Raw genomic sequence first — 17,079 nt, 5'->3', positions numbered from 1 at the left:
GCCTCATCGCGGGCAAGCCCGCTCCCACAGTGGAACGGGGGACACAAGATCTGTGAACAACACAAAACCCTGTGGGAGCTGGCTTGCCAGCGATAGTTATCTAAAGAACGACCGTGCGATTGGCGTTCAAAAACACTCTTCTTTCGATGTGATAACCCACCGCCCGCGCCAGCGTCAGCCCTTCGATATCCCGCCCCTTGGCGATCAGATCTTCCGGGTAATGGCTGTGGTCCACTGCCTCGACGCCCTGGGCAATGATCGGGCCTTCATCAAGATCGTTGTTGATGTAATGCGCCGTGGCGCCCACCAGTTTCACCCCCTTGTTGTATGCCTGGTGATAGGGCTTGGCGCCCTTGAAACCCGGCAGCAGGGAGTGGTGGATGTTGATTGCCTTGCCATCGAGCTTGCGGCACAACTCTGGCGACAGCACTTGCATGTAGCGCGCAAGGATCACCAGCTCGGCACCGGACTCTTCGATCACCTGCCACACCTGACGCTCTTGCGACGGCTTGTCGTTCGGGTCCAGCGGGAAGTGGTAGTACGGAATCTGGTGCCAGTCAGCCAGCGGCTTGAGATCCGGGTGGTTGGAGACCACTGCGGCCACGTCCATCGACAATTGGCCGATGCGCTGGCGATAAAGCAAATCGTTGAGGCAGTGATCGGCCTTGGAGACCATAATCACCACTTTCGGCCGATAGTTCGGTTCAGTCAGTTCAAAGGTCATGCCGAAGGCTTCACCGCGTGAAGCGAGCCCCGCGCGGAATGATTGCTCGTCGAAACCGTCGGGTTGACGGAATTCCACACGAATGAAGAAACGGCCCGATAGCCGGTCATCGAAAGAGTGGTGCTCGGTGACGTAGCAGCCCTGCTCGAACAGAAAGCGGGTCACCGCGTCCACGGTGCCGAGGACGCTGGGGCAGTCGGCGGTCAGAATCCATGTGTCTGGGGCGCGGCTCATGGTGCGGTGACTCCTGTGAGATCTGTAAACAAAGCACCCATCTGTGGGAGCGAGCCTGCTCGCGATGGACGTCAACGATGACGCGTACTTCCTGATTTAACGCGTCGCTCTCAAGTCCATCGCGAGCAGGCTCGCTCCCACAGAGGAAGGTGGTGATCAGGCTTGCACGCTCAGCCCGTATTCGGCAGAAGCATCCTGCAACCACAGCCACCAGTAATCGGAGAAACTGCGACGAATCAGCAGTTCCCAGGTGTCTTCGGCGGTGTGACGGATCATCAGCTGCGACTTGGCGAACACCGTGCCGACGGCTTTGCCCACCGGGAAGTTGTTCGGGTGCACGTCGTAGCTGGTGGACTTCATCAGCACCTGGCGCACGTTCGGGCCGCTCAGTTCGAGGAGTTGCTGACCGCCGCTGACGTTGACGATTGCAATGTGCAGATCGCCCAGTGCTTCGCGCAGTTTCTGCTCGGCGGCGAACTCTTCACCGGTCGGCACGATCAGCAGCCACTCATCCGGCCCCATCCACTGCAGGCTGGTTTCGCCTTTGACGATGACGCTCAGTGCGCCCGGCAACTCGATGCCCAGGGCCTTGTGCACACCGGCGGCGAACGCGGCATCGTGGCCGTCGCCACGAATGGTCAGGTGGCCGAGGAGTTTTTTCTCACGCACGGTCACGCCGGCGTTCTTGCGACCCTTGCCCACCAGGCTGGCGAGGTCGGCATGATGCAACGACGACTCGGCCTTGGCCCCGGAGGTTGGGCGTTGTTGGTAAACATTGGCTGCGGTCATAAAGCACCTTTCCTGAATTCGTAATCCCTGTGGGAGCGGGCTTGCCCGCGATAGCGATTCGTCAGTCACAGTTGTGTTATCTGGTCTGACGCCATCGCGGGCAAGCCACGCTCCCACAGGTACTGTGGTGTCACACGTTCTGGCGTTCGCCTTTCGGATCGAAGAACACCGAAGAAACGATTTCCGCCTCGATCACGCTGCCGTCGGCCAGCGGTGCGAACACTCGCTCGCCCATCCGCTGCAACCCGCCCTTGACCACGCCCATGGCAAACGAATAGCCCAGGGAGTTGTGCAGGTAACTGGAAGTCACGTGACCCACCATGGTCATCGGGATGGCTTGCTTGGTGTTGAACACCAGTTGCGCACCTTCCGGCAGCCATTTGTTCGGATCGATAGGCTTCAGGCCAACCAGCTGTTTGCGCTGATCACGCACGCAGTCTTCACGGTTCATGCCACGCCAGCCGATCCACGAGAACGGTTTGGTGCGACCGACACACCAGCCCATGTTCAGGTCGTCCGGGGTCATCGAGCTGTCAGTGTCCTGACCGACGATGATGAAGCCCTTCTCGGCCCGCAGTACGTGCATGGTTTCAGTGCCGTACGGCGTCAGGTTGTACTTCTTGCCGGCGTCGACGATTTTTTCCAGCACGCCCATTGCGTAGTCGGCTTGCACGTTGACTTCGTACGACAGTTCACCGGTAAACGAAATCCGGAACACTCGCGCCGGCACTCCGCCGACCAAACCTTCTTTCCAGGTCATGAACGGGAAGGCTTCGCTGCTCAAGTCGATGTCGGTGACTTCGCTGAGCAGCTTGCGGCTGTTCGGCCCGGACAGGGTCATGGTTGCCCAGTGGTCGGTGACGGAGGTGAAGTACACCTTCATGTCCGGCCATTCGGTCTGGTGGTACAACTCCAGCCACTGCAGCACGCGTGCCGCGCCGCCGGTGGTGGTGGTCATGACGAAATGGTTGTCGGCCAGGCAGGCCGTCACGCCGTCGTCGAACACCATGCCGTCTTCTTTGCACATCAGGCCGTAACGCGCCTTGCCCACGTCGAGCTTGGTCCAGGCGTTGGTGTAGACGCGGTTGAGGAACTCGCGCGCATCCGGGCCCTGGATATCGATCTTGCCCAGGGTCGAAGCATCCAGCAGGCCGACGCTGTCGCGCACGGCTTTGCATTCGCGCTTGACCGCGGCATGCAGGTCTTCACCGGATTTCGGGAAGTACCACGGACGTTTCCACTGGCCAACGTCTTCGAACTCGGCGCCGTTTTTCAGGTGCCATTGATGCAGCGCGGTGTAGCGTACCGGCTCGAAGATGTGCCCACAGTGACGACCGGCCACGGCGCCGAAAGTCACCGGCGTGTAGTTCGGACGGAACATGGTGGTGCCCATCTGCGGGATGGTCACGTTCAGCGAACGGGCGGCGATGGCCAGGCCGTTGACGTTGCCGAGCTTGCCCTGATCGGTACCGAAGCCCAGTGCGGTGTAGCGCTTGACGTGCTCGACCGACTCGAAGCCCTCGCGGGTCGCCAGTTCGATGGCGGCAGCGGTGACGTCGTTTTGCAGATCGACGAATTGCTTCGGCGCCCGTGCGGTGTTCTTTTCATGGGGTACCTGGAACAGCGCCAGGGTCGGCTCTTCGAGACGGCTCAGGGCTTTTGGCAACACACCTTCAATCGTCTGGAACCCGGCTTCGGCAGCGGCGCGGGCGCCACCTTCAAAACCGTCAGCCAGAGAATCGCCAAGACCGTAGACACCGTTGATGCCACCGACGCATACGCGTTTCTGCGGTGCTTCACCCGGTACGAAACCGAGGATGTCTTCGCGCCAGATCGGCTTGCCACCCAGGTGCGAAGCCAGGTGAACCACCGGGCTGTAACCACCGGAACTGGCCACCACATCGCAATCAAGCCATTCGCCAGGACTGGTCACGGCGTGGGCCTTGACGTCGATGGCGGCCACACGGGCAGCGGTCACGCGCTTGCTGCCACGGGCCTCGATCACGGCGCTGCCGGTGAGAATGCGGATGCCTTTGGCACGCGCCTCTTCCACCAGCGCACCACGCGGGTTACTGCGGGCGTCGGCGATGGCCACCACTTGCAGGCTGGCATCGAGCCAATCCAGGGCAACGCGGTAGGCGTGGTCGTTGTTGGTCGACAGCACCAGCTTCTTGCCCGGTGCCACGCCGTAACGACGCACGTAGGTCGAGATGGCGCCGGCGAGCATGTTGCCCGGCACGTCGTTGTTGCCGTAGACCAGTGGGCGCTCGTGAGCGCCGGTCGCCAGCACCACACGCTTGGCACGGACCCGGTGGATGCGCTGACGCACCTGGCCAATCGGTGCGCGGTCGCCGAGGTGATCGGTCAGGCGCTCGTGAATGGTCAGGAAGTTGTGGTCGTGATAGCCATTGACGGTGGCGCGCGGCAACAGCAGCACGTCCGGGGTGTTCTTCAGTTCGTCGATGACACTGGCAACCCACTCGGTCGCAGGCTTGCCGTCGAGGCTTTCGCGGGAGTCGAGCAGGCTGCCGCCGAACTCTTCCTGTTCGTCAGCCAGAATCACACGGGCACCGCTGCGCGCAGCCGCCAGTGCAGCCGCCAGGCCAGCAGGGCCAGCGCCCACGATCAGCACGTCGCAGTGCTGGTTCATGTAGTCGTAGGTGTCCGGATCGTTCTCGGTCGGCGAGCGGCCAAGACCGGCAGCCTTACGAATGTACTTCTCGTAAGTCATCCAGAACGATTGCGGGTACATGAAGGTTTTGTAGTAGAAACCCGGCGGCATCAGCTTTCCGCCGACCTTGCCGAGAATCCCCATCATGTCGTTGTTCACGCTCGGCCAGCCGTTGGTGCTGGTGGCGACCAGGCCTTGATACAGCGCCTGTTGCGTGGCGCGCACGTTCGGGATCTGCGTGGCTTCGGTGGCGCCGATCTGCAGCACTGCGTTCGGCTCTTCGGCACCGGCGGCGAAGATGCCGCGCGGACGGGAATACTTGAAGCTGCGACCGATGATGTCGACGCCGTTGGCCAGCAGTGCAGCGGCCAGGGAGTCGCCTTCGAAGCCTTTGTAGTTCTGGCCGTTGAAGGTGAAGCTCAAGACTTTGTTGCGGTCGATCCGTCCGCCGTTGGACAGGCGATTGATCTGGCTCATACCTTCTCTCCCAGAGCCGTGCTGGCCGCTTTCGGGCTATCGGTCTTGTCGGTGAATTGTGGCTTGGTGCCGATCTTGTAGGTCTCGAGAATCTCGTAGGTCACGGTGTCGCGGGTGACGTTGAAGTACTGACGGCAACCGGCGACGTGATCCCATAGCTCGTGGTGCAGACCGCGCGGGTTGTCGCGGAAGAACATGTAGTCGCCCCACTCCTCGTCGGTGCAGCTGTTCGGATCCAGTGGGCGCGGGATGTGCGCCTGGCCGGATGCATGGAATTCCTCTTCGGAGCGCAGTTCGCCGCAGTGAGGACAGAAGATATGCAACATAGGAAATTTCTCCTGTTAGTGGGCGACGGCAGCAGCGCCGTGTTCGTCAATTAGCGCACCGTTGTGGAAACGGTCGATGGAGAACGGTGCAGCCAACGGGTGCATTTCGCCCTTGGCCAGGCTTGCGGCAAACACGTTGCCCGAGCCAGGTGTGGCCTTGAAGCCACCGGTGCCCCAACCGCAGTTGAAGAACATGTTCGGTACCGGGGTTTTCGAAATGATCGGGCAGGCATCCGGCGTGGTGTCGACGATGCCGCCCCACTGACGGTTCATGCGCACGCGGGACAACACCGGGAACATCTCGACGATGGCCTGGATGGTGTGTTCGATCACCGGGTACGAACCACGCTGGCCGTAGCCGTTGTAGCCGTCGATACCGGCGCCGATCACCAGGTCGCCCTTGTCGGACTGGCTGATGTAGCCGTGCACGGCGTTGGACATGATCACGCTGTCGATAATCGGCTTGATCGGCTCGGACACCAGCGCTTGCAGCGGGTGGGATTCGATTGGCAGGCGGAAACCGGCGAGCTTGGCCATGTGCCCGGAGTTACCGGCAGTCACCACGCCGACGCGCTTGGCGCCGATGAAGCCCTTGTTGGTTTCCACGCCGATGCACACGCCGTTTTCCTTGCGGAAACCGATCACTTCGGTCTGCTGGATCAGGTCTACGCCAAGGGCGTCGGCGGCCCGGGCAAAGCCCCAGGCCACGGCATCGTGACGGGCCACGCCGCCGCGACGCTGGACGGTTGCGCCCATCACCGGGTAGCGAGTGTTTTTCGAGCAGTCGAGGTACGGGATCTCGTCGGCAACCTGTTTGGCATCCAGCAGTTCGCCGTCCACGCCGTTGAGGCGGTTGGCGCTGACCCGACGCTCGGAATCACGGATGTCCTGCAGGGTGTGGCACAGGTTGTAGACACCGCGCTGGGAGAACATCACGTTGTAGTTCAGGTCCTGGGACAGGCCTTCCCACAGCTTCATCGCGTGTTCGTACAGGTGGGCCGATTCGTCCCACAGGTAGTTGGAGCGCACGATGGTGGTGTTGCGCGCGGTGTTACCGCCGCCCAGCCAGCCTTTCTCGACCACGGCCACGTTGGTGATGCCGTGCTCCTTGGCCAGGTAGTAAGCCGTGGCCAGGCCATGCCCGCCACCGCCGACGATGACCACGTCGTAGACCTTTTTCGGGGTCGGCGTGCGCCACATGCGCTGCCAGTTTTCATGGTGGCTGAGAGAGTGTTTGAAGAGGCCGAAGCCCGAGTAGCGTTGCATAGTCATTTACTCCAAAACCGCACTCAGCGATAAACCGGGAAGTCCGCGCACAGGGCTGCCACTTGCTCGGCGACATTGGCTTCGACATCGGCATCGCCGAGGTTGTCGAGGATGTCGCAGATCCAGCCAGCCAGCGTGACGCACTGGGCCACCTTGAAGCCGCGCGTGGTCACCGCCGGGGTGCCGATGCGCAGGCCGGAGGTCACGAACGGCGACTGTGGATCGTTCGGCACAGCATTCTTGTTCACAGTGATATGGGCGCGACCGAGGGCGGCATCCGCGTCCTTGCCGGTCAGGCCCTGACGGATCAGGCTGACCAGGAACAGGTGGTTGTCGGTACCGCCGGACACTACATCGTAGCCGCGTTTGATAAACACGCCGGCCATGGCCTGGGCGTTGTCGATCACTTGTTGCTGGTAAGCCTTGAAGCCAGGCTCCAGCGCTTCCTTGAAGCACACCGCCTTACCGGCGATCACGTGCATCAGCGGGCCGCCCTGGGCACCCGGGAAAACTGCCGCGTTGAGCTTCTTCTCGATTTCTTCGTTGGCCTTGCACAGGATCAGGCCACCACGCGGACCGCGCAGGGTCTTGTGGGTGGTGGTGGTGACCACGTCGGCATAAGGCAGCGGGTTCGGGTACAGACCGGCAGCGACCAGACCGGCAACGTGGGCCATGTCGACGAACAGCAGCGCACCGACCTTGTCGGCGATCTGGCGGAAGCGCGGGAAGTCGAGGGTCTTGGAGTAGGCCGAGAAACCGGCAACGATCATCTTCGGCTTGCACTCGACGGCCAGGCGCTCGACTTCGTCGTAGTCGATCAGACCGGTCTTGGTGTCGATGCCGTACTGCACGGCGTTGTACAGCTTGCCCGAGGACGACACTTTGGCGCCGTGGGTCAGGTGACCGCCGTGGGCCAGGCTCATGCCGAGGATGGTGTCGCCGGCTTGCAGCAGGGCCAGGTACACGGCGCTGTTGGCCGAGGAACCGGAGTGCGGCTGGACGTTGGCGTAATCGGCGCCGAACAGTTGCTTGGCGCGCTCGATGGCCAGCGCCTCGACCTTGTCGACGTGCTCGCAGCCACCGTAGTAGCGCTTGCCCGGGTAACCTTCGGCGTATTTGTTGGTCAGGCCGCTGCCCTGGGCCTGCATCACGCGCTTGCTGGTGTAGTTCTCCGACGCGATCAGCTCGATGTGATCTTCCTGACGTTGCTCCTCGGCATTCATCGCCGCCAGCAGTGCATCGTCGTAACCCTGGATCTGGTCTTGCTTGCTGAACATCGCGTCTCTCCCAGCGGCGGCGGTGCGCCATTCGTCTCGGTGAGGCACTGGCTTTTCGGCAGTGCCCTTTGGTAGCGATGGTATGACTGGCTTGGAGTCGTCAAATGCCTACGGGCGCCACGCAAAGGTGCGTTTACGACATGGGAAGAAATGGCAGGCCAAACACGACCGTCGATCCAGCGCAGATCCCCTGTGGGAGCGAGCTTGCTCGCGATAGCGGCATCACATTCAACATTGATGTCGACTGACCCGCCGCCATCGCGAGCAAGCTCGCTCCCACAGGTCAGGCGATAGCCTGTCGCACTGCGAGCAACACCAGGAAATGCAGGGGATAGAGCGCATACGCCCAGCGGCGCATCGGGGGTGGTTTTACGTCATGGACGTGTCGCAACAAGAACAGTCCGAGCCATGGCGCAATCAGACAAGCGGCGATGGCCGGAATGGCCGCGTGGTTGCCCAGCCGTGCCGCGTGATACAGCACCTGCCATTGATTGGCCGCCACACAGACCACCCCGGCCAACAGCCCGAAATACCAAGGTCGTCGAAACACCAGCAGCATCACCCACGGCAACAACACGCCAAAGAAACCGAACATCAATCGCTCTGAGAAAATACCCGCCAGCACCAATGCGCCACCTGCCAGCAGTCGCGATGCAAGCGCCGGTTGCTGCCAGCCACGAACGACCAGCAAGCCCAGGGCAAGGGTGGGCAGCACGTTCAAGGTGTCGGGATGGGGAATGAACATCCGGTAAGGAATTTCACTCACCGCGCTAAACAGCAGCAACCAACCCAGATAACGCCATTGGCCACCGGTCGTCGTAGTCCGCTCGCGCGCCAGATTGGCCGCCATCGCCAGGCAGAACCACGGAAACGCCAGGCGCCCCGGCACATACAACCAATCGGCGGAAAAACCGACATATCGCAGGTGATCGAGCACCATGCTCAGCAGCGCCAGCCACTTGAGCAGATCCAGTGCCCCATCGCGCGGCTTTAAGTGCATGGCCTTGTGCATGATCTCCTGCGTTGTCACGTGCATAATTGCCCTTCGACACTGTATTTTCCCCACAGCGACATCCTGTGCGCTCCACCTGACGATCTTGGGTAAAGTGCGCACCCTCATTGACCACGGGACGCTTCACCATAGGCATCTCGACCACGGAAGCAGGCCATGACCGACAAGAGCCAACAATTCGCCAGCGACAACTATTCCGGCATCTGCCCTGAAGCCTGGGCGGCCATGGAACAGGCCAACCACGGCCACCAGCGCGCCTACGGTGACGACGAATGGACCGCCCGCGCGTCCGACGATTTCCGCAAACTGTTTGAAACCGACTGTGAGGTGTTTTTCGCCTTCAACGGCACCGCCGCCAACTCGCTCGCGCTGTCCTCCCTGTGCCAGAGTTACCACAGCGTGATCTGCTCGGAAACCGCTCACGTCGAAACCGACGAATGCGGCGCCCCGGAATTTTTCTCCAACGGCTCCAAGCTGCTGATCGCCCGCACTGAAAACGGCAAGCTGACCCCGGAATCGATCCGCGAGGTCGCGCTCAAGCGCCAGGATATCCACTACCCGAAACCTCGCGTGGTGACCCTGACCCAGGCTACCGAAGTCGGCAGCGTCTACACCCCGGACGAAATCCGCGCCATCAGCGCCACCTGCAAGGAGCTGGGCCTGAACCTGCACATGGACGGCGCACGCTTCTCCAACGCTTGCGCATTCCTCGGCTGTTCCCCGGCCGACCTGACCTGGAAGGCCGGCGTCGACGTGCTGTGCTTCGGCGGCACCAAGAACGGCATGGCAGTGGGCGAGGCGATTCTGTTCTTCAACCACAAACTCGCCGAAGACTTCGATTACCGCTGCAAACAGGCCGGGCAGCTTGCTTCAAAGATGCGCTTCCTGTCGGCACCCTGGGTCGGCATCCTGGAAAACGACGCCTGGCTCAAATACGCCAACCACGCCAACCGCTGCGCGCAATTGCTGGCCGAACTGGTCAGCGACATTCCTGGCGTGGAGCTGATGTTCCCGGTGCAGGCCAACGGCGTGTTCCTGCAACTCTCGGAGCCGGCCATCGCCGCCCTGACCGCCAGGGGCTGGCGTTTCTACACCTTCATCGGCAACGGCGGCGCACGCTTCATGTGCTCGTGGGATACCGAAGAAGCGCGCGTGCGTGAATTGGCGAAAGACATTCGTGAAGTGATGAGCACCTGAAATCGCTACAGCCAGCGGCGGGCGCTACAGAGTTTCGCCTGCCGCTTGTCGGCTCTGGTATTTCTTACAGTTCCAGATCTGAATATCGCCAGTGTAGGTTTTGCCGACCTGAAAATGATTCTTCGCAGTATTTCAGGAACTATGGCCTGTCGAACATTCGATAGGAAAACCGAGTTCCAGAGAGCGCAATCCAAATGAAAGATCAAACCTTGGTCCAACTCCTGAAAAGCGACTCCAAAAGCCCTTCCGCTCCCGTTTTAGTCAGTTGGGAGGAACTTCACAAATTTGCCAAGACCGGCGACACCGTTAAAATTGGGTTTAACGAGTTCCTGATCAGGCACAAAGAATTCGCGGGGGATGAAACTCGAGGGTTCGAAATAACGCTGTGGAGCTGAAGAAAAACTGATGGCTCCGACAGCCCACATCAGCGATTGATAACGACTTGATTTACACCCTTATCCTTTGTGACGGGGTGCTTTGCACCTCGTCACAAAGGCCTCCACTTGCCACAGTCGCTGTGGATTGAAACCTCCAGAAACCATCCCTCAAACCGACGCCTGCAAGACTTCGTCTACATTGTCTGTCGAGCCGATCAGCTCACATAACAACAATCAGGAGCGTCAACATGTCTTTGCAAGGCAAAACCCTGTTCATCACCGGCGCCAGTCGCGGCATCGGCCGCGAGATCGCGCTGCGGGCCGCACGCGATGGGGCCAACATTGTGATCGCAGCCAAAAGCGCCGAACCCCATGCCAAGCTGCCGGGGACGATTTTCAGCGTGGCCGAGGAAGTGCAAGCCGCAGGCGGCAAGGCGCTGGCTTTGCAGGTGGATGTACGTGAAGAGGATGCCGTACGAGAGGCGCTGGCCCGGGCCAATGAACATTTCGGCGGTATCGACGCACTGATCAACAACGCCGGGGCGATCAAGCTGACTGGGGTTCAGCACATCGAACTCAAGCGCTTCGACCTGATGCACCAGATCAACACCCGTGCCGTATTGCTGTGCAGCCAGGCTGCGTTGCCGTACCTGAAGAAGTCCGGTGGCCACATCCTCAACCTGTCTCCGCCGCTGAACCTGGCCACCAAGTGGTTCGCCCAATATAGCCCCTATACCGTCACCAAGTACGGCATGAGCATGCTGACCCTGGGCATGAGTGAGGAATTCAGGAATTACGGCATCAGCGTCAACTCGCTGTGGCCACAGACGATGATTGCCACCGCGGCCATCGAGTTTCAGTTGGGGTCGAAGGAATCGTTCAAGCATGCGCGAACGCCTGCGATCATGGCGGATGCGGCGCATGTGATTTTGAGCTGCACAAACCGCAGCCTGACCGGGCGGTTGTTGATTGATGAGGAAATTCTGCGGGAGAGCGGCATTACCGAGTTCGAACACTACCGGTTCGCGCCCGACAGCAGCGACAAGCTGATGACAGATCTGTTTATTGACTAAAACCCTCCCCTGTAGGAGCGAGCCTGCTCGCGATGAACCTGAGAACGCCGCGGGGCGCCAGGTTGCCAGCGTCACCGTTGACGTCCATCGCGAGCAGGCTCGCTCCTACAGGGGATTCGCGGCTGTCAGAATTCGATCCGCACGTCGCCCTTCGGCACGCTGCAGCACGACAGGATGAACCCTTCGGCTTCGTCTTCCTCGGTGATCCCGCCGTTGTGTTCCATCTCCACTTCGCCACCCAGCTTCAACACCTTGCAGGTGCCGCAGATGCCCATGCCGCACGCTTTCGGAATCATCAGGCCAACCTTGGCCGCCGCCGCATGCACGGTCTCGCCCGGGGCCACGCGGATGCTCTTGCCGGAGGCGGTGAACTCCACCTGATGCAGGTCCGCCGCATCGACTTCCGGTGCCTCGGCCGCTTGCTCTGCATGTTCTACCGCATCGGCGCGCGCCTCTGGCGGAGTCGCACCGAAGGATTCTTCGTGGTAACGCGACATGTCGAAACCTGCGCCTTCCAGCAAGCGCTTGACCGCGTTCATATAGGGTGTCGGGCCGCAGCAGAATACTTCGCGCTCAAGGAAGTCAGGCGCCATCAATTCAAGCATTCTGTGGTTCAGGTAACCGCGATAACCGGCCCAGGGCTCACCCATGCCGTGCTTCTCGCAGATCAGGTGCAGGTTGAAGTTTTCGATCCGCGACGCCATGTGCTCCAGCTCGCGGTGGTAAATGATGTCTTTAGGCGAACGGGCGCTGTGGATAAACACCATGTCGACATTGCCATTGGTGTCGTAGAACCAGCGCGCCATGGACATGACCGGCGTGATACCAACGCCGCCGCTGAGGTAGAGCACCTTCGGCGCGGTGAAGTCCATGGCATTGAACAGCCCGACCGGGCCGTGCACCGCCAGCTCCTGGCCTTCGTGCAGGGTGTCGTGCAGCCAGTTCGAGACCTTGCCGCCCGGCACACGCTTGATGGTCACCGAAAAGCTGTAGGGTACCGACGGCGAACTGGAAATGGTGTACGAACGCATGATCGGCTGGCCTTCGATTTCCAGCTCCAGGGTGACGAATTGCCCCGGTTTGAAGAAGAACAGGATCGGCTGGTCGGCCATGAAGCAAAAGGTGCGCACATCCCAGGTTTCCTGGATGACTTTGACGCAACGGACAATGTGTCGACCATTGGCCCAGGTCTGGGTGGTTACCGGATTCAGGAAGCTGTTGGACATGCTGATCTCCACGGCCGACTGTCGGCCTTCATGTTGGCGATTCTGCGTATAGCGCGGATCACCCATTTACCTATCTGCGACATTGACATGCTTATCGCGACCAGCCCCCAACGACCGGGGCTTGCGCGTCGGGAACAGATTGCACCATGTCGCCCATGGATAAGGTTCTGGCCAGCGCCGGCCCCACACTCGCCCCATACCAAGACACAACCATTACACCTTGCGTAGCAACCCTGATTAGCCACTTTCGCCGGCCACACAGAATGGCCTTGAGGATTAAACGATGGACGTCACTACTACCCTGAGCCTGGGCGATCCGCTGGAACCCGCACGCAAGGCCACCGCGCAAATGCTGCAGGAGCGCGAGCGCACGTTCTCGCTGCCGCAGCCGTTTTACTCCGACGAGCGCCTGTTTGATATCGACATGCAGGAAATCTTTCAGAAAGAGTGGTTGATCGCCGGCATGACCTGCGAGATCCCCACCAAGGGCAACTACCTGACCCTGCAGGTCGGCAAGAACCCGATCATCGTGATCCGTGGCGCCGAAGGCGTGGTGCACGCGTTCCATAACGTCTGCCGCCACCGTGGCTCACGCCTGTGCACCAGCGACAAGGGCAAGGTCGCCAAGCTGGTTTGCCACTACCACCAATGGACCTACGAGCTCGACGGGCGCCTGCTGTTCGCCGGCACCGAAATGGGCGCCGACTTCGACATGAATCAGTACGGCCTCAAACCGGTGAACGTGAAGACTGCCGGCGGCTACATCTTCATCAGCCTGGCGGAGAACCCGCCAGCCATCGATGACTTCCTGTCGACGCTCAACCACTACATGGAACCGTACGACATGGAAAACACCAAGGTGGCGGTGCAAACCACCTTGATGGAAAAGGCCAACTGGAAGCTGGTGCTAGAGAACAACCGCGAGTGCTACCACTGCAACGCTTCGCACCCGGAACTGCTGAAAACCCTGCTGGAATGGGACGACGTCACCGACCCGCGCGCCGACCAGGCGTTCAAGGACCACGTGGCCGCCTCCGCCGCCGCCTGGGAAGCCGAGAAGATCCCGTACGCCCACGCCAGCTTCGGCCTGCGCAACCGCATCGTGCGCATGCCGCTGCTCAAGGGCACCGTGTCGATGACCATGGACGGCAAACAGGGCTGCGCCAAGCTGATGGGCCGCATCAAGAACCCGGACCTGGGCTCGATGCGCATCCTGCACCTGCCGCACTCCTGGAACCACTGCATGGGCGACCACATCATCGTGTTCACCGTGTGGCCGATCAGCGCCCAGGAAACCATGGTCACCACCAAGTGGATCGTGCACAAGGACGCGGTCGAAGGCGTGGACTACGACGTGGAGCGCATGCGCCAGGTCTGGGACGCCACCAACGACCAGGACCGTCGCCTGGCCGAAGAGAACCAGCGCGGCATCAACTCCACCGCGTACCAGCCTGGCCCGTACTCCAAGACCTATGAATTCGGTGTGGTGAACTTCGTCGACTGGTACAGCGAGCGTCTGCTGAGCAACCTGGGGGCCGAGCCTGCGCCGTACCTCAAAGGCGTTCCGGTCCAAGGCTAAATCCACTCCCTGTAGGAGCGAGCTTGCTCGCGATGAGCCTGAGAACGCCGCCGGGTGTCAGGTTGCCAACGTTATCGTTAACGTCCATCGCGAGCAGGCTCGCTCCTACAGGGGGCTTGCCCGTCATTCATAGAACTGTACGAAATATGACCTATCTCGTTCAGACCTATGCCCGCCGCACCTCCCAGCCTTCCGCAAACAAGTTATCCACATCTCCACCCACAGCTATTGGGGACAACTGTGGAAATGCTGGAAATTTTCTTCACGAAAACCAAAAAAAAACGTGACTTATCCAGTAGCCTGCTTCCAAGGGTGGACTGGTCGTTTTTTGATCTAAAGCCTGAAAGCTACGGCCTTAAAGGCGTTCAGCGGATGGCAAACACCTTATCCACAGAAGCGCCAACAGACTTTGGGGTTAACTTGGAAGGCTCTGTGGAAAACCGCTGAAACCTTGAAAAATCCAGCGTTTGCGTGAAAGCCGACAATGCAAAACCGCCTTTTGATCATTTTATGATCAGATAGCTGTAAACCGCTGTTTACAAGGCCTGCAGCCAATAGCAAACATCTTATCCACAGAAGCGCCAACAGAGATTGGGGGAAAGTCTGCGTTAACAGCAGCACTTATCCCCTTGAAAAAGCTTGGAAAAACCACGAACCAGGCTGGTTGTTTTTTGAACGACGCCCTGCAGGGCTTGATTTGTATGGGGTTCAGCGAGGGGCGAACATGTTATCCACAGAACCACCAACAGGGATTGTGGGTAAACTCCAGCGATTCAGACTTTATTGAAGCATGAGCGACCTGAGTTCAGGTCCAGGTTCAATTCAAAGTCCTTGAAGGCGCGCCAACCGAGCAATATCGACGGCACGTATTGCCCGCCCAGCAGCGACGGCGGGATGGTGAAGCCCGGGTAGTATTTGTAGCTGACCGCCATGATGTTGCCTTGCATGACCAATACGCCGTCGAAGCGTTGAAAGTGCCTGTTGTCGCCGGTGTAACCGTTCGAGCTTCCTGGTTTCAGTGCCTGCACGGCATTGACCTGCCTGCCAGGTGACGCGGCCGTCAGGTAGTCGACATTTCCCGTATCGATGATGGCCTGCGTTGTCCTGCGATCCAGCTGAGCGGCCACCACCAGCCGCTGGTTGAGATCCTGGCGGCTAAAGGCAATGAACGCATCACAGCGCCTGACAGGCGCAGGATTGAGTTCCAGGGCGCTTCTGGTGATTTTCAAGCGCCCCAATTTGCTGATCAGGTCCAGCCCCAACAAATTATCCCGGTCGCTGACAAACACCAGGACATTCCTGAACTCTCGGGTGCCGACTTTGAGTGACCTGAGAATGCCCAGCCTCGCAGCCAGGCCTTTTTCGCCATAAAACGTGCTGTAGCGATACTGAGCATCGGGCAACAACCTGATGCCCATCTGTTTCGCAGTGTCGATGTTGACCCGGGTTTGCGGTGCCCCCGTGTCTAGTACAAAACGCGCCGAGACACCGTTGGCCGCGCCGACATCGATAAATGGCAGCACTTCCTGCGCGATGTAAAAGTCGTTGGCATACGGATGCAGCGGCAGTACCTCATGCCGCACCGAACCGCTGACCGAGAAATTGCCAGTCGTCGCCAGGATAGCCAGTGATTTGTCGCCGAACATGGAGAACAGGGGTTTCAGATCGGTGCTGGCCTCTATCGCCCGAGCATGCCTGCTTTTGATCGCCAGATAGTATTCGGGGAGTTGGTTGGCGACCTTGGCCTCGAGCATTCTGGCCAGGACCGTTACCGAACAGTCGAGGTGCTTATCGGCATCCAGCACCTTGTCGCACTGTTGCCGCAACTGAGCCAGGGACGCGTTACGCCCCTGTTCGGTCTCGACCCACTGATAAAAGTCCTGATCGGCCAGGGGCGCTTTTGTCTGGGCGGCAGACATCAAGCCTGTGGATACCCACATGGCCGTAGCAAAGAGCGCCAAAAGAGCGAAAGTCTTCATATTCAAGCCAGTCATAAAACCGGGTTTTATGAGTCAGCGCTGAATGTCTGAAAACTCCCGAAAGCGTGCCGCACCCTTGATCAGCGCATAGAAAACTGTAGCTCACCGCCCTTGTCAGCATGGAGCCAGATAAATGATGCGTGGCGCTGTGGATAACTGTCGCGACTCGAACACCCCCCGAACCAGCTCAGGGTCTGTGCATAAGATAGACGTCACCTGCGACGCGGATCATGGGATGAGGGATGACCTGGCAGGTCTTGATGACCGCGAAGCCGTGTCGCTCGTAAAAACGCCGGGCGCCAGTGTTGGCGGCATAGTCGATCAGGCTCAGGCCATTGAGCCCGAGCCGGTCGGCACGTTCTTGGGCATGGGCGAGAAACTGCTTGCCCAGCCCCCGGTTACGCCAGCCTTCATGCAGGGCCAGGCTGGAGATATACAGGGTATCGGGCACTTCCATGTCGGCATAAGGCGCCAGCACCGGGTCGGTCGTCGGGACCGCCAGTGGATCTTGGCGCATCGCGTAACTGTGCATCATGCCAATGACCTGGCCATCGGCCTCGGCAATCAGGCAGTTCTGGTAGGAGAAATCGACGTCGTCCCGGGCATAGCGAATGGCACCGACGTCCAACAGATCCTGCCCGGGCTCTGCGATCTGACTCCAGATGTAATCTGAAGCGCCCTCGGATGAAATCTGGAACAACCGCGCAATCTCACGCGCATCGGCGCGCACTGCCGAACGAAATTCAACGGCCATTGTTCCCCCATGAATGTCGGTGAGATGAAGCTTTTCTGTGGGAGCGGGCTTGCTCGCGAAAGCGGTGGGCCAGGCGATATTCATGTCGACTGACACGCCCCCTTCGCAAGCAAGCCCG

At 60.0% G+C, this 17,079-nt stretch carries 14 protein-coding genes and 1 pseudogene; 4 read left to right on the top strand and 11 right to left on the bottom strand.

Annotated elements, in window-relative coordinates; translation table 11 throughout:
• Positions 1–100 precede the first annotated feature (100 nt).
• From purU to KW841_RS02830, 7 genes are all read right to left on the bottom strand, one after another.
• The gene (gene purU / locus KW841_RS02860) at positions 101–958 is read right to left on the bottom strand and encodes a formyltetrahydrofolate deformylase (protein WP_116582294.1); all 858 of its coding nucleotides are present in this window, start codon (positions 956–958) and stop codon (positions 101–103) included.
• 156 nt (positions 959–1,114) lie between these two features.
• Complete coding sequence (locus KW841_RS02855; RefSeq protein ID WP_102674521.1) at positions 1,115–1,747, bottom strand: sarcosine oxidase subunit gamma; 633 nt, start codon at positions 1,745–1,747, stop codon at positions 1,115–1,117.
• Between the two features lie 130 nt (positions 1,748–1,877).
• Positions 1,878–4,895: a sarcosine oxidase subunit alpha gene (locus tag KW841_RS02850; RefSeq protein WP_218473392.1), complete on the bottom strand. Its 3,018-nt coding sequence runs from the start codon at positions 4,893–4,895 to the stop codon at positions 1,878–1,880.
• On the bottom strand, positions 4,892–5,221 hold the full coding sequence (locus KW841_RS02845; protein ID WP_007980417.1) for a sarcosine oxidase subunit delta: 330 nt from the start codon (positions 5,219–5,221) through the stop codon (positions 4,892–4,894). Before KW841_RS02845 ends, KW841_RS02850 begins: the two co-directional genes overlap by 4 nt.
• 15 nt (positions 5,222–5,236) lie before the next feature.
• Positions 5,237–6,487, bottom strand: coding sequence for a sarcosine oxidase subunit beta (locus KW841_RS02840; RefSeq protein WP_007980419.1), 1,251 nt, complete (start codon positions 6,485–6,487; stop codon positions 5,237–5,239).
• Positions 6,488–6,510: 23 nt separating this feature from the next.
• Entirely contained in the window at positions 6,511–7,764 is a 1,254-nt protein-coding gene (gene glyA / locus KW841_RS02835; RefSeq protein WP_007980421.1) for a serine hydroxymethyltransferase, read from the bottom strand.
• A 283-nt stretch (positions 7,765–8,047) separates the two neighbouring features.
• The gene (locus KW841_RS02830; RefSeq protein WP_218473390.1) at positions 8,048–8,800 is read right to left on the bottom strand and encodes a TraX family protein; all 753 of its coding nucleotides are present in this window, start codon (positions 8,798–8,800) and stop codon (positions 8,048–8,050) included.
• A gap of 132 nt (positions 8,801–8,932) precedes the next feature.
• Between KW841_RS02830 and KW841_RS02825 the strand changes: the two genes are divergently transcribed.
• A complete protein-coding gene (locus KW841_RS02825; RefSeq protein WP_218473389.1) occupies positions 8,933–9,973 on the top strand; it encodes a low specificity L-threonine aldolase in 1,041 nt (346 codons plus the stop codon).
• Between the two features lie 625 nt (positions 9,974–10,598).
• A complete protein-coding gene (locus KW841_RS02820) occupies positions 10,599–11,423 on the top strand; it encodes an NAD(P)-dependent oxidoreductase (RefSeq protein ID WP_218473387.1) in 825 nt (274 codons plus the stop codon).
• A 125-nt stretch (positions 11,424–11,548) separates the two neighbouring features.
• Here the strand turns inward: KW841_RS02820 and gbcB are convergent, their stop codons facing one another.
• On the bottom strand, positions 11,549–12,649 hold the full coding sequence (gbcB, locus tag KW841_RS02815; protein WP_007975515.1) for a glycine-betaine demethylase subunit GbcB: 1,101 nt from the start codon (positions 12,647–12,649) through the stop codon (positions 11,549–11,551).
• A gap of 283 nt (positions 12,650–12,932) precedes the next feature.
• On the opposite strand from gbcB, the gene gbcA reads away from it, so the two are divergent.
• Positions 12,933–14,228, top strand: coding sequence for a glycine-betaine demethylase subunit GbcA (gene gbcA, locus KW841_RS02810; protein WP_007975514.1), 1,296 nt, complete (start codon positions 12,933–12,935; stop codon positions 14,226–14,228).
• Between the two features lie 10 nt (positions 14,229–14,238).
• Here the strand turns inward: gbcA and KW841_RS29970 are convergent.
• A pseudogene (locus KW841_RS29970) lies at positions 14,239–14,355 on the bottom strand (outer membrane lipoprotein carrier protein LolA); the annotation flags it as partial.
• Between the two features lie 119 nt (positions 14,356–14,474).
• Here KW841_RS29970 and KW841_RS02805 point away from each other — a divergent pair.
• A complete protein-coding gene (locus tag KW841_RS02805; RefSeq protein WP_218473385.1) occupies positions 14,475–14,675 on the top strand; it encodes a hypothetical protein in 201 nt (66 codons plus the stop codon).
• A gap of 326 nt (positions 14,676–15,001) precedes the next feature.
• Here KW841_RS02805 and KW841_RS02800 read toward each other — a convergent pair whose 3' ends face one another.
• Both KW841_RS02800 and KW841_RS02795 read right to left on the bottom strand, forming a co-directional pair.
• The gene (locus KW841_RS02800) at positions 15,002–16,168 is read right to left on the bottom strand and encodes a retropepsin-like aspartic protease (RefSeq protein ID WP_218473504.1); all 1,167 of its coding nucleotides are present in this window, start codon (positions 16,166–16,168) and stop codon (positions 15,002–15,004) included.
• Between the two features lie 226 nt (positions 16,169–16,394).
• Positions 16,395–16,961 carry a GNAT family N-acetyltransferase gene (locus KW841_RS02795; RefSeq protein ID WP_218473383.1) on the bottom strand — a complete coding sequence of 189 codons (567 nt, stop codon included), beginning with the start codon at positions 16,959–16,961 and terminating at the stop codon, positions 16,395–16,397.
• Between the last annotated feature and the right edge of the window lie 118 nt (positions 16,962–17,079).

Source organism: Pseudomonas sp. PDM28 (assembly GCF_019219115.1).
GTDB classification, from domain to species: Bacteria; Pseudomonadota; Gammaproteobacteria; order Pseudomonadales; family Pseudomonadaceae; genus Aquipseudomonas; species Aquipseudomonas laurylsulfatiphila.
The sequence above is the reverse complement of the archived record's forward strand: the minus strand, read 5'-3'. Positions and strand labels throughout refer to the sequence as shown.